This window comes from Chryseobacterium sp. MYb328, assembly GCF_037572595.1.
GTDB lineage: Bacteria > Bacteroidota > Bacteroidia > Flavobacteriales > Weeksellaceae > Chryseobacterium > Chryseobacterium pennae.
Genome location: NZ_JBBGZQ010000012.1, coordinates 72014 through 86688, shown reverse-complemented (window position 1 = coordinate 86688; position 14675 = coordinate 72014). Strand labels below are relative to the sequence as shown.

Annotated in this window: 12 protein-coding genes; 1 reads left to right on the top strand and 11 read right to left on the bottom strand. The window is 33.8% G+C overall.

The features are described 5' to 3' along the window. Window positions 1-57: 57 nt before the first annotated feature. The 11 genes from WH267_RS13370 to tsaE form a co-directional block, all read right to left on the bottom strand. A complete protein-coding gene (locus WH267_RS13370) occupies window positions 58-1185 on the bottom strand; it encodes a lanthionine synthetase LanC family protein (protein WP_340008876.1) in 1128 nt (375 codons plus the stop codon). Beyond that, window positions 1160-4195, bottom strand: coding sequence for a lantibiotic dehydratase (locus WH267_RS13365; RefSeq protein WP_340008875.1), 3036 nt, complete (start codon window positions 4193-4195; stop codon window positions 1160-1162). The genes WH267_RS13370 and WH267_RS13365 overlap by 26 nt, the downstream gene beginning before the upstream one ends. 43 nt (window positions 4196-4238) lie before the next feature. Beyond that, window positions 4239-4460 carry a class I lanthipeptide gene (locus WH267_RS13360; RefSeq protein ID WP_115972467.1) on the bottom strand — a complete coding sequence of 74 codons (222 nt, stop codon included), beginning with the start codon at window positions 4458-4460 and terminating at the stop codon, window positions 4239-4241. Window positions 4461-4467: 7 nt separating this feature from the next. Continuing rightward, window positions 4468-5121, bottom strand: a complete 654-nt coding sequence (locus WH267_RS13355) for a hypothetical protein (protein WP_340008873.1) — start codon at window positions 5119-5121, stop codon at window positions 4468-4470. Between the two features lie 150 nt (window positions 5122-5271). Then, window positions 5272-5769: a hypothetical protein gene (locus WH267_RS13350; protein ID WP_340008871.1), complete on the bottom strand. Its 498-nt coding sequence runs from the start codon at window positions 5767-5769 to the stop codon at window positions 5272-5274. A gap of 73 nt (window positions 5770-5842) precedes the next feature. Beyond that, a complete protein-coding gene (locus WH267_RS13345; protein WP_340008870.1) occupies window positions 5843-8128 on the bottom strand; it encodes a cation:proton antiporter in 2286 nt (761 codons plus the stop codon). Between the two features lie 399 nt (window positions 8129-8527). Beyond that, the gene (locus tag WH267_RS13340; protein WP_123319898.1) at window positions 8528-9238 is read right to left on the bottom strand and encodes a LytR/AlgR family response regulator transcription factor; all 711 of its coding nucleotides are present in this window, start codon (window positions 9236-9238) and stop codon (window positions 8528-8530) included. Next, window positions 9213-9986, bottom strand: coding sequence for a histidine kinase (locus WH267_RS13335; RefSeq protein ID WP_115972470.1), 774 nt, complete (start codon window positions 9984-9986; stop codon window positions 9213-9215). Before WH267_RS13335 ends, WH267_RS13340 begins: the two co-directional genes overlap by 26 nt. A 16-nt stretch (window positions 9987-10002) precedes the next feature. Next, window positions 10003-10374 carry a hypothetical protein gene (locus WH267_RS13330; RefSeq protein WP_115972471.1) on the bottom strand — a complete coding sequence of 124 codons (372 nt, stop codon included), beginning with the start codon at window positions 10372-10374 and terminating at the stop codon, window positions 10003-10005. Beyond that, window positions 10375-11565, bottom strand: coding sequence for an alanine dehydrogenase (locus tag WH267_RS13325; RefSeq protein WP_123319896.1), 1191 nt, complete (start codon window positions 11563-11565; stop codon window positions 10375-10377). Window positions 11566-11634: 69 nt separating this feature from the next. Next, entirely contained in the window at window positions 11635-12042 is a 408-nt protein-coding gene (gene tsaE / locus WH267_RS13320) for a tRNA (adenosine(37)-N6)-threonylcarbamoyltransferase complex ATPase subunit type 1 TsaE (protein WP_340008867.1), read from the bottom strand. 768 nt (window positions 12043-12810) lie between these two features. Between tsaE and WH267_RS13315 the strand changes: the two genes are divergently transcribed. Beyond that, entirely contained in the window at window positions 12811-14649 is a 1839-nt protein-coding gene (locus WH267_RS13315; protein ID WP_340008864.1) for a PGAP1-like alpha/beta domain-containing protein, read from the top strand. The last annotated feature ends 26 nt before the right edge of the window (window positions 14650-14675 follow it).

Here is a 14675-nt window from a genome sequence, read left to right as displayed (position 1 = left end):
AAATTTTCATGAGTTTTTAATGAACTAATTATTAATTAAGGAAGATTTATTATTTTTTTATCGGATTAAAAATAAAGAAGACCAGTCTTTATTAGGCAAAAGAGATAATCCTATGCCGGAAAGACCTTCTAAAAGCCCTATATTATAGACATATTCATCCGCTGATTTATATAGAAAACAGCATTGTTGATCTTTGGGAGAATAATAAGATTTTGTAATTTCTTGCCAGTAATCACCGGCTTCTTTAAACAGAATATTTCCGGTTTGGTCATAAAATGAATGGTATATCGAAGAAATGCCGGCACTCCCGTGGCAAACCGAAGCATCGGTCACCTTACTGGAATCGTCATGCTTTCTCAGGGTAGTTTTTAAAAGTATTTCCAGTGCTTTATCCTGTAGACTTTTATCTTTAATTAATTCACCTATTTTATAAAGAATACAGGCTATGCCAAGGTCTCCATAGCACCAGGCAAGGCGTGATGCGTACTTTGAATTTTCTTTACTGCCTTCAATGACAGAAGGAAACACCGATTCCGTATCTTCCTCTGATGCGTAGGCTAAGAACTCTGATGCCGTTTTTTTGATAAAAGAAATATCCTTGTCAGAATCTGCTATGCAGGCCAAAAGAAAAAGGTTGGGCAGAAAGCCATGGGAAATACCAAAATTTGAAATGTTGTCTTCCTTATTTTTAGGACTTTGCCAGAATAGATCTGTCTTTTTACGAACGATGGTTTCCTTAAGGATATGCAAAAGATCTTTATCAAGTTCTCGGATATCCAATCGATTATTTAGAAAGGGCATCAGGAGACCATTTCCTCCATAAAAAAAATCAAAGTTGTCGTTTTCAAATTCTTCTATAGCCTGTTCCAGCATTACATTACCGATATCTTCAAAATCCAGAAAATCCAGAGCACACCATTGAGAGTTTTCCAGATAGTATGAACAGGAGAGTACTCCTGCCAATCCTGAAGCATAGGAAAGATCAATTCTTTCATTTTCAATATCATTGAAAATAAGATCTCGATATCCAGCTATTTTTTGTTCGGCAGCCTGATCGTATAACTCAGGATAAGCGCTAAAATAATGATGAAGAAATATCAACTCTGAACAGGCTCCGTTCATAAGCCCTATATGCTGGTGTTCGTAGTTTAATATGTTTTTATATATGTGATGAAGTATTGACATTGTTTTTTAAGCTGAAAAATTGTTTTTTTAATATTTTTTCAATGAGGCAGTAGATTAAATACTCATGCAGTCTGTTGTCGCTTCTCACAACCCGTATGATATGCATATGGATGATATTGGCAAGATTTCCGAGTGTATTCTCATCCGTTATTGCCGGAAGGTCTTTCTGAATATCATTACGGAATTTTATATGAACAGGAGAAAGTATTCCATCTGTCTCATTGATGATCCGTTCTATTTCATCAGAAAAAGCTTTATATTTCGCATTTATAAATGAAGTTTTTAATGGCGACATATTAAATTCGCGTGCAAGACTGTTTTTTACTCCGCTTACAAATTGTAGCTGATTTTCCGTACTGAGATTGAACAGACTGAAGTAAAAAAAGATATGCTGTATAGGATACATCCATAAAATATCTGTATTGGCCTCTTCAATATTTTTTTCGATAATGGAAGCAGAAATCAATGAGTCATAAAAGAATATTTTTTCAAAAACCGGAGTTTTATCACCATCATATCGCTCAATTTCTCTTTCATAAGTATCATATGAAATTTTGTGTATTTTTTCACCCAGATACTTTTTAAGCAAAGCATTGAGGTGAGATTTGATTTCCATATGGTTGCTTAAAGGAGCAAAAATCCTGAATCTCAAGTGGAAATCGGGATCATAGTACTTTATATAGAAAAAGTGTTCTATGAGTTTATTGGATTGCAGAAAACCAAGAATTCCTACCATTTCACAGATCAAAAGATCGGAAAATACTTTCCCGGTGTAAATTTTTAAATAAATACAGTCATCAACCTCGGGAAACAAAGATCTTGAAACCGCAGAATGTTCTACCTGCGCACGTTTGATTTCATATTTCTGTTCAAATTTTTCGTTTTTAAAAAACAATAAAAATTCGTTATTGATCATTTTTCCTTCTGTATTAAAGGTTACAGGAGTAAATTGATCCGAAAGAGATTCCGTTATTTTTAATTTTTGCTTCTTCTTGAGCTGTGTTAAGAAAGTTTTTCTTGATATTTCCTGATTTAAAAGGATATATAATTCATTGTCTCCTTCTGAAATGAAAAAGTTGCCCTGTATATTAAGCGTATCAAGGTTTTTATCAAAATGGGTAAGAGCCTCTGAAATACTTGTCTTTTTATTTTCAAAGAAGTCATGATATTCGATCTGCCAGGTTGCTTTCTTGACAATGAAATTTCCTTTTTGTAATCTCGGGAAAAATTTAAAAAGATTTAATAATGAATCCTCATTAATTAATAGACTGCTGTTATACTGAGCCTGAAAATCGAGGAGGAATTCAAAAACAGGACTGTTCGTAGGATGCATAATATTATAGGCATTGGAAAATACAGGAAGTACTTTTTTATCCAGGGATTTTGACCGCAGAACCACCTGATCGTTCACAACAGAAACATACAGATCGTTTAGTTCTATTTTCTTTTTGCCGCTGATTTCGTCAATATATCCGATATAATATTCTGTATTGATTTTTCTTTCTATTACATTTCCGATTTTTTCAGACGGAAGATGTACAATTTCAGCAATGATGGTATCTTCATCATAATATTTTTTTTCCTGCTCATCAATTTCATCCATTGTGTGGGCAATGTCTTTCTGGTTGGAAAAACGTCCCAGAATTTTTCTTGGTGAATGAAATGAAATATAGTCAATAAAATAAACAGGGTTACCTGTATTTTGATCTAGGAATATAGATGCTTTATAAGATTTGAAAGGGAAGAATTCACTGACCTTTTCCGGGAGAAAAGTTTCGTGATTTTGTCCCAGTTCATTAAGGTCAATGCTTGTTTTTTTATTTTTAAGACAGTTCAGAATAGGGTAAGAATATTGAACCTCTTTTTGATTGAGGGTGATATTTTCCTCCTGCATATTTTCTTTTGGCCATGCCAGAATCAGATTGCCAGCATCTACATTTTCGGAGTTAGCAAATTTTCCGTATCCTACACCAAATTCAATGTCCAAAGCGTGTAATAAACTTACTTCCTGCTGGTCATATTTTTTAATAAAACTCTTCTTAAAACTGACGATTCTGTAAGGAGTCTGATTTTCCAGAGTACTGAATCTTTCAAAAATAGAATCACTTTTTTGAATGTCCTCCAAAAACCTTTTAGGCATGGTATCTGAGGTCTCAAAAAAAAGGTCAATATGTAAAGGAACTTTTTTATGTTCAGGAATTGAAAGAATTTCAGCTACTTTTTTTTGTGTATTACATCGGTCGATATACTTTTTTAGTTCATGAAATTCTGAATTCTCAATATTTTTATCGAGGAAATTGATGATATGTTGTGTTTCACTTCCGGAATAAGACTGAGACGGATTGAGTATTTGTTCGTCCGTAAGTTCATGGAAAAATTCTTCTGCTTCTTCCTGTGTAACGTCATTTTCAGTTTGAATAAAACTGATGATTTCTTCGGGAGTTCTTTCATGTTTACAAAACCTTGTAATAGAACCTATAGATTCATCTTTTTCTATCGTTATTAAGCGATAATCTCTTCCGATAATTCCTGTGTAACCCTGAAGGAATTTGTACTCATCAAAAATTTCATACCATGTATTATTGGTGAGATAGGTATCATGTTTTTCCAGTGAATTTACTGTTTTGTAAAGGTATTCCGAGTCAAATCTCAATACCGGATAGGAATGCTTCCATGTTATTTTTGTTGCAGAAGATTCTGATGAATTTTTAAGGGAACCTATACCGGAAAATAGACCAAAAGGGGTGGGTCTTGTAGTATATCGTGAAAGATATTTATATAATGAAATTTCAAGTTTTTCTTTTTGCTCAGCATTTTTTTTTGAAAACTCTTTTGTCATCTCATGATAAAAATTTAATGACGACAGCTTAATAGCATCCATTACTGTCTCATTACAGGAAATATTTTCAATGACATCTGATGTTGCATAAAAGCTGTTTAAATCATCAGGTGAAAGAACGGGAGTTCTCAATATTGTGTAATGAAATGGAGTATATTGCTTTGAGGACATAATATTTTTAAATTGGAGATGACAAAAGAGATCAATTGTTTAATTAGCAGTTACCACAATCTGCAGTACAGTTTGCTTTTGAACAGTTTAGCAGGTGAGTATGCATAAATTTAGACATACAACCGTCTGAACATCCAGCAGTAAACAATCCTACATTCCCATCCATGTCGATGGCTTTACCTCCTTTTATTTCAAAAAGGTTGTTTTTGCTTAAGTTTTGTACATTCTTTTTTGAGATTGTCAATTTTTTGTTTGAATTTTTCATAGTAATTTTATTTTAAAAAATGTTGAGTTGCTTTAGTGAGCCCTTGCCAGGCATGGCCGAGAGAGTGTATCATCTCATCCGGTTCGGCTACAAGATAAAACAGAACGACAGGAATGACAGGTACTAAGCTTAAAAGAACAGCTAATACCGGAGAAATCAGATACATTCCGAAAGGATGACTGAATTTATTAGTCATATTGCTTGTAATTGCTTTAAAAACAATAAGCATTCTGTCTCTGTAATATAAAAGGATGAGAAAATCAAGAATAATATAATAGCTAAGTCTTGATGCAAAACCATTAACCATAGATGAATCCATAAAAGTAATATCCATGATTAAAATATTAAAGGCAATGGGCAGGAAAAAAAGAGCTCCTATGATAACGGTTTTCTTATAAAGAAGAAGCGCTCCACATAGTACCTGACAAATTCCAATGATTGTTTTAAACGGATTGTGGTCAAAAAGATACCACATCACCTTGAAAAGGCTGAGATCTTTGATGGGCTTATTTAATTCCTCAGGAGAAATACCAAATTGTCCGTCATCGAAAAATTTAGCATATCCAAAAGACAAGAATTGCCATGCAAGCAAAACTCTGCATATCAGAATAAAATAGTCCCAATGTTTACCCTCAAAAGTCTTTTTGGATATAGTAATCATTAAGGTTATTAAGTTTTTTTAAATATATAATAAAATTTTTAAACTTATATAATAAATGCAATAAAAAGTGTGGGTTTTTATATGTTTTTTTATTCTGATTAATTTTAATCAGTTGTTTACCAGTGGCTAATGTTGTTTTTTAGTTATTCATTATGTCTTCTCATCATAACTGATTCCCATAAAACTGCTGGCACTTCGAGGATCATAAACCGACCATACCTTTCCCCATGAAAAAGTGAAAGTACAGCTTGGATAGGGTGTTTTCTTTTTCCGGGTTGGAGGCATTCCCAAAATTAAAGTCAAAAATTTATTATTTCGGTAAAATACCTGCATCTCCCTTTCCTCGGTCCATTCATTCCAGTCTTTCGCATCAGTGCTTTTCCATGTATTCATGTGAATGCTTTGCAGCCGATCTCCCCAAAAGCAGAGGCTGAGAGAAAGCTCATGACCTTCTATTTCCACCTCTTTAAAATAATACCAAAAATATCCGGTTTTCACATCCCACCTATTGTGATATTTCTCCTTATAAAAATCAGTTTGTTTCAGCTGATCCAGCAGCATCCCCTTGTACAGTTGTGTACCGAAATCCTTCAGTTCCAACGTTCCGTTTTCATTGTTAACCAGCATATTCAAAAAAAATGAAGCCATAAATATACCCGTTTTTTCTTTACAGACAACGAATAATATTTACAGCTTCTTATAGAAATAGAAAATATCGGTGTTACGGATTTGATATGATTAATGTTGAAGGAATATCGGAGAGCCAAAGACTCTTCGTATCGATCAGGTTTTTCCAGCTTTTGCTGCTGATGAGCATCAGATCCTGGGAATTCAGGAACTCTTTTTCAATTCTTTTCTCGTTATATAAGGTGATATGATTAGGAGCTACCTGTTCAATGCTTCGGATCAGTTCTTTTACCTCAATATTGTTACGGATCTGTCCTGCAGCATCCAGAATAATGATTTGAGAATTATTATTGTTAATCAGCCTTTTTGCGTATTCCAGAAGGTAAAAATCGCTCAGGTTGAAAATCGGAACAAATACCCTGTCAGCAGTAGTAAAGTCTTTTTCTACAAGAACACCCACCGGAATGGTAGCTTTGTCCAAAACCTGCAGCGTAAGGTCATCAAAAGGAGAGTTGTTAAAAATATTTCCTTTGCCTTTTACCGTGTTTAATAATTTTTCAGGATTGATGATTTTGGTAGTAAACCCTAATAATCGGCCTAATAAACTGCCTTCATACATAGATTTTCCAAGCATAATCAGAAGAAGGTCATAATTTCCTTTATTGGTAATATTCGTCAGATCACTTTCTACATCTGTAGAAGCTTTAAAGAGGGTAGTGACTTCCAGTTTAAGTTCCTGGGAAGTTTCTATTACATTTTTAAACTGTTCTTTCTCAAAATTTTCGATATCAAAAGCATGTAGTTCATCAACAGGAGCAATATTCATAGCGGTTACACTTTTGTTTCCATTCATTTTATGAGTGAAATTATCGGCCAGTCTAAGAAGTTTACTTCCTGATTTTGCCGTTTCAAAAGATAGAAGGACTCTGTATTTGGTATCATCATCTTCAGGCTCTTCTTCAATCATGGACTCTTTCCCTTTGAAAAGATAATTAATAAAATCCAGACATGGACCTGTCATAAAAGTGGTAAATAAAGCCATAATTACAAGCAATGCAAATAATTCCGGGCCTAATACTCCAAGATCGTATCCGATATTAAGTACAATAAGTTCTGTAAGCCCTCTCGTATTCATAAGTGCTCCTATCGTGAGACTGTCTTTCCAGCTTATGTTCAGGAATTTTGCGGTGAGTGCACTTCCTACAAATTTTCCGGTGACTGCGGTAAGTATGATAAGGCCCCCGATTTTCCAAAGGTGAGGATCGTTGAGGAGCCCAATTTGGGTTCTCAATCCTGTAAATACAAAGAAAAGAGGAAGTAACAGAACTAATGCAACATCTTCTACTTTCTCTATAAAAAGGTTTCGGAATTTTACATTCTCAGGCATAATAGCTCCTGCCATAAACGCCCCGAAAAGCGCATGAATCCCTATAACTTCGGTTGCATATGATGAAATAATCAATACAAGAAAGAATATAGCAACCAATCCTTTATTGATAAAGCCTTTTCCCTTTTGAGACTCAGCGATTTTGTTTAAGAAAGGTCTTACAGCTTTGATCATGATATAAACATACAGGATAGCCATCAGAATAACAAATACCGATCCTGAAAAAGATCCAGCCTTTACAATCGCAATCACAGCAGCTAAAATACACCAGGCTGTAATATCATCAGCTGCAGCACAGGTAATCACGACGGTACCTATTTTCGTTTTGTGAAGATTTCGTTCCTGAACAATCCTTGCCAATACAGGAAATGCTGTAATACTCATGGCAATGGCTATAAATAAGGCGAATGAACTGAACTGAATTCCTTCCGGTGCAAATTCTTTATAAATGAAATAAGAAAGGCCTACACCTAATGCAAATGGAATGATAATACTGGCATGGCTTATAACAACGGCATCATGTGCTTTTTTTCGTAAAACACTCAGATCCAGTTCCATTCCAACAATATACATAAACAGGATAAGTCCGATCTGGCTTAAAAACTGTAAGTTAGGCAACGATTCTTTAGGGAAAATAAATGCTGAAAGTTCAGGGAAATATAATCCGAAAAGTGATGGTCCCAAAACAATACCGGCAATCATTTCACCAATTACAGAGGGCTGTTTCAGCTTTATGCAGATCCATCCGAAAAGCTTGGCAACTAAAATAATGGTGACGATCTGTGCAAGAAGAAGAGCTAGCGGATGATGAAGGTTTATCAGAAATGAATCAACAAAATTTTCCCACATCGTAGAACCTGCAGCTTTGCTGGGAGTAATATTCTCCCCAACTTCCAGTGTTTTACCCTCTACAAAAAACCAATACATTAAGCATGAAAAAAATGCAATTGTACTGATGTAAAATATAATATTTTTATATTTCCCCAAATTCATGATTCCTATTATTTTGATGCAAAGTTGATAAGAATAAACTGAGATTAAAATAGTTTGTTTTTTAAATGTAATGAATACAGTAAAAAATGTAATAAAAATCCTGATATTGAAATGTCTTCCTGAATTTGGAGTTTGAATATGGCTTAGGAAACTGGAGCGTTAAGAAAATGAAGTCTGTGAACGTTAAGAAAACTCTATTGTCTGAGTGCGGGATTACTTTTGATAATAAAAATAGATTGCTATCGCACGGGTTCAGAGTTTTTAGAGAGCAGATCTCATTTTTAGCGGAAGGTTCCAGGTCTTGAATTTTTCGTTCTTTTGTTTCAAGACAAAATAACATATATAAATAATTGGGTAGCAGATATTACTGATTGTAGGAAACAGGGGAAATTATCTGTATTATTTTGTAAACAACTCCATTAGTGAATTTTTGTAAGCATCACCAATCTGAAGCTTAAGAAAATGATCATCTTCGGTAGAAATAGTGGTGATAATTTCGTTGGTTCCTAATACTTTAATGAAAGATAATGCAATGATCTCTTTTTTATTAACCTGTGCAAAATCCTTAGTGGGCAACATTTCCAGAAGGCTTTTAAAATTAAGATTCTTTAAAACGATGGTAGTTCCGTCATTGAGCATAATATCCTTATCGCGGCTGTCTATTTCAGATGTTTTAATGTAAGCGATTTGTTCCGTTAAAATAACGGTTTTACCAATATTGCTATTCCATTCGATAAAGGTTTTCTTCTGAATCGTGCTGATTTGTTCTTTTGCTTTTTCAAAAGCCTGCACCAATCGTTCTTTTTTGATCGGCTTTCTTACATAATCTACTACGTTGAGGTCAAAAGCTTCAGCTGCGTATTCTTTATAGGCTGTGGTGAAGATGATTTTTTTGGAACCGGAGATGATTTCTGCCACCTGGAGTCCTGTCATTCCAGGCATCTCAATATCCAGAATACAAAGGTTGCAGTCAAGGGAATTAATCTCGTTCAGGAAGATTTTAGGATCATTGAAAGCCTTTACAACTTCTACGTCATCAATCTGTTCACATAAAAGTTTTAAATAGCTGATGGCTAATAATTCATCATCCAGAATAACGCATTTTATCATAGAATTCTCCTAAATTGATTTTTAATTCTGCAGTGAAGATACCGTTTTTTGAACTTTTTTCAACCTGATAGTGGGTATTATAGATCATTTTTAACCGCTGATCCAAAGACTGGCTTCCAAAACCACTTTTTTCCTTTTCCAGATTATTCTTTAAGGAAGCTTTATTGCTCACTTTCATGGTGAATGTCCGGTTTTCAAGTTCCATGAAAATAGAAATAAAAGAATCCTGAGCCAGAAAATCTGTATGTTTAAAGGCATTTTCAATAAGATCAACGGAAATAAGCGGAGCAAAAACCTTCTCTTCATACAGAGAATCCGATTTATTGATCTTGAATTTAATCCTGAAGTCGAAGAGAGGATTCACTTTAATTTTATTGATTTCAATAAGGCTTAAGGCGAAGTTTAATTCCTCTTTAGGGCTTACATATTTATTGTTGCTTTCATATAAAATATAATCCAGAACATTGGCCAGCTTATCCAGAGACATATAGGTCTGGTAGGCATGAGACTGAACAGAATTCAGAATGTTTTTAAACAGATGTGGATTCAGCTTTGTTCCAATATGTTCCAAACGAACCTCATTCAGCCTTTGCTCAATAATTTTATTGGATTCTGAAAGCTTGGTATTTCGCTGTTTCAGCTTTTGATTTTGGCTGAAGAGATAGATACTGGCTGCCAGAAAAAGAAAAATGGCAAAAACTCCGATGAATATCAGATAATCATGAATCATGTAGTAATTGCCTTCCATAGCTTGTTTTTGAAAACTATTTAAGTTTTTTTAAACTAATAAAACCTGCGTGATCTTCACATTTATCGAAATGAATTTCGAACCTCGGATTTTTTTCAGGATAGGTGATAAGATAATCCGGGCAAGGTTTCTTTTGTGCATGGCTGCGATCAAAATCTACTTTTCCGTTAGTAATGATGCTGTCTTTTAAAAACTTTTCATCAATATTATTTAAAATCATTTCATTATGAAATTCTTCTGAATATTGAAATTCTTTAGAAAGTGTTTCGGCAATTACGCGGCTGTTAGGTAAATAACCGCTGCAGCTTGCGCCTTTTTTGTTTAATATAAAAAATACGATAACTAGCCCCGGAAGGAAGCCTATTGCATAAAATTTAAGTTTTTTCATTTAGAAAATTAAAAGATTGATATCGTGGTACGTAAGTCCGAAACGGTCACAGATGATCTTTTTGGTATGTCTTCCTTTGTACATATATAAGCTCTGCTTCATTTCATTTTTTCGGATCAGCATGTTTTCAAAGCCGCCCTCTTCGTCATAATTTAAAATATAGGAAAGGAAGAAATTGGAGATAGCCTTGGTAGTGGTTCTCGGCATTCTTGAAGTAAGGTTCGGAAGCCCGCAATGGATTACCCCATGTTTGATCACATAAGGATCTTCCATGGTAGTAAGCTCTGACGTTTCAATAACCTTACCGTTGTCTATGGTAATATCGATGATGACACTGCCTTTTTTCATTTTCATGACCATATCTTCAGTCACAATGGGCGTCATATTTAATCTTGGAAGGGCTCCGATCACTACATCAGCACGTCTTAAGCTTTTGCTGAGCTCTTTAGGATCGATAACGGAAGTCGGAACACGGCTGTCTACCATGGTGTGAAGCCTTCTTAATTTTGATAAAGAGTTGTCGAAGACTTTTACACTTGCTCCTAAGCCGATGGCTGCCTTTGTAGCAAATTCACCTACAATCCCGGCTCCAAGAATAACTACTTCAGCAGGTCTTACTCCCGTAATTCCCCCAAGCATTAAACCATTGGATAGGGCTAATAATTCTGAAGCGTATAAAATAGAAACGGTTCCTGCAATTTCACCGATTAATCTTACCAATGCAAGCTGTTTGTATTCATCTACGATAAATTCAAAAGCAATGGCATTTATTTTTTTCTCTGCAAGTTTAAGGAAATACTCCTTGTCTCTAAGGTTGATCTGAAGTGCTGAAACCATGTAAGTATTAGGCTTCATAAAATCAATTTCATCCAAAGTGGGAGGATTGATTTTCAGGATCAGATCTTGCCCGAATGCTTCTTTAGGATCATTAGTAATCTTTGCCCCAGATTCCGAATATTGCAAATCTGTAAAAAAAGAACCTTCTCCGGCTCCTGCTTCTATGATAATTTCATGGCCATGTTCTACCAATACCTGTACAGCGTCCGGAGTAATGCAGGTTCTCCTTTCGTTGAGACAGGTTTCCTTAGGAATTCCAATACTGAACTGTTTCCCCTTTTTTATAACCTCCAATTTTTCCTCTTTCGGCATCAATTCTTCTTCTGTGAAAGGAGTAAAAATATTTGTGCTCATCCTTAAATTAAATTATGTCTTACAGATTGTTATTTTAATACTGAATTAATAAGCAAAGATACATAATATTTACTCGAATGAAACTTCTCTGTTTTCACCCGTGTTCACAATACTCATTGTGTGATAGTTGAGCCCGTAGAGCTCGTCTTCATACACTTCCGGCCATTCAATAATACATAGAAAAGAGTTATCGAGATATTCTTCAATCCCAATATCATATACTTCTTCAATGTTTTTTAAGCGGTAAAGATCGAAATGAAATATTTTTCCTTTTGAGGTATTGTACTCATTAACGATAGAATAGGTAGGAGAGTTTACTTCATCCTCACTTCCCAGGTTTTTAAGCAAAAACTGAGAAAAAGTGGTTTTTCCTGCTCCCAGATTTCCTTTAAGCAAAAGAATATTATGTTTTAATTCAGGAAGAATGGTGTCAACAACTTCCTGCCAGTCTTCGATTGTATGTATAGTGAATTGCATAGGCTGATTTGTTACAAAAATAGTAAAATTTACACGTAATAATTTTGCATTTGAAGAAATCTTTGAATCCTAAAAACCCTTTAATAGATTGATAATTAAGAATTAATTACACTCATCCCAAGTAAAACAGCTGTCAAAAATAAGCTGATTTTAATATGATAACCTGAGTTCGGGGTAAGGAGTTTATATAAATAACAGTAAATCAAATATTTATATTTAATTATCTTGTTTTTTAGCCCATTCACTTAGTTTTCAGGATAGAAAATGGACGAGAATAGAAATATTAAATTCATTTTTTATAAAATTTCATAGAATAAAGATATAAAACACTAATGATTGAATAATATATTATTCATTATTAACAACTTACAAGGTTGCTATTATTGCTTTCTTATCCCGAACTCAGGTTATGATAATAACAGAAGGTTTCAAAAAAGATGAGTTTTATACTAAATGATAAACAAAATTGGTGTTAGTGAATCGCTTTTTTTTAATATAATTCTGAATAAGATTCTTTTTGTTGAATATTTTTATTGGTAATTTAATTATTTGTATTATTTATTGTGTTTAATTTATTTTTCGTCAATTTTATTTGTTATTTTATTATTGCTATTTTAAATTTGGTCGGATATTTATAAATCACTTTACAGTGATGTGTTGGTCTTGCTTAATACCTTTTGCGTTCTAAAGAATTAAGATTATATAGATTCATCTAATTGTTTTAGTGATTTGTTATTTTAGTAAAAACATAATTAAAAATTACATCTTATGAAAAAAAAATTGTTACTATTTCTGGTTATTTTCTCTAGTAAATTTTTTACTCAGCAGCTTTCTTCTGCTATTTTACCAAAGCCTAATGCTTTATCTTTAAACTATCTTAATAGTCTCCTGGAAAAAAATATTTTGTATGGGACTACGCCGCCTAATTATAACGGGAAAACAATCCTTTTTACCCACGGTTTTATAGGGTCTACTGAATCTTTACTTATTGGAAACTCAATGTATAAAGAAGCTTATAATGCCGGATATAAAACGGCTTTTGTAGCAACCAGCAGGTTTTTGGGAGACTGGGAGAACGGAAAAATATTGTCCAGAGCAATTGATCAGGTAGAGACTTATTTTGGAGCCAATACAATTACTATTATAGCTCATAGTAATGGGGGAAAGGCTTCAGATGTTGCCCTATTGGAATATAAAAAAATAAATAAAGTAGATAAAGTGATTACTTTAGGTACTCCCCACAGAGGAACTCAACTTGCAGATTTTGTTAACTATCCGGTACTTACCTGGATAACGCAGGCTTTGCAATTGGGACAAGGTTCACAACTGTCCACTACCTCTTACTGTGATACTTATTTCAGACCTTACATGGATAACCATTCACTTAACCAACCTAAGAAATATTATAGTCTGGGGGCTTGGGGATATACCAGAGTAACAGGATTGCTTTCTCCCGTAATTATTCCGGCAGGAAATGCAATTCTTGCTTTAGGAGGAGGGAAAAATGACGGGGTTACCCCATTTTATAGCTCAACAAGACCGGGTTCTAAGCAATTAATGACTGACACTGACCCTAGAGGATATATTAATCATATAGATATAATGGAAGGAGTCTATGTTTGGAATAATGCTATAAAACCTGTTTTGGATGGACAAGTTATCAATAATGGTGTGGCAAATAGAATATCACAACCGGAAAGGGCTGAATTTAAAGTGGTAAGTAACTATCAATTGATTTCAAATAACGATCTGGAAAATTTACAGTTTGGAAAAAATGTCAATAATGTTCGTTTTGAAATTATTACCAAAGATGCAAATGCTTCTGTAGATATTATAGATTCTGCTACTGGAAAAATGTTGAGCCAAGTAAAAAGTAATAGGACCCTAGATAAGAGTGGAGGTTTTGAAAGCCATTTACTGTCATTCGGCTTCAATTTAAGAAATAAAGAGCTTAAACTAAACAGTAATTCTAAATTTATAGCTGTGGTTGAAGATGGAATTGACAGTCCGATGGAGTATAAAATTAAAAAAGATAATGAGAAAACTTATCTGGAAATATCTTTTCCTAACCTTAGTTCTGAAGAACTTCAAAAAGTTTCAATTAAAAATGAAGCCTATTGGATATCGGATTTAAAAGGAATGAATATGACATCTGAAGAAAAGCCAGTGAACTTGAAATTTGAGCTTCGTAACAATAAATTTGTAGCAGATGTAAATCGTGAACAGAATGGGATCTATTCTATAAAGCTAACCGCTAATCTTGGGAATGGAATCAAAAGAAATATTATAAATGGTTTTGTTGTTTCAAATAACGGAAATGTTACTCAATCTAAAGCCGCAAATATTCAAAATAGAACTCAATTTACCATTGGTGATAATCCTATTGGTGATAATACAAAACTAATAAGTAGTGGTGTGCTTACAGGAGAGGTAAATGTTAAAATTTATAACTACTCCTCTAAATTGTTGAATCAATATACTGTAAAAGTAAATGGTGAAAATAGCTTAGACTTTGGTAAATATACTAATGGTTTGGAAAAGGGTATCTATATTGTTAATATAGAATATGGTACTACAAAAGAGAGTCTGAAATTCATAAAAAAATAATTTTGTTTATAAATACTTTTAAGCCG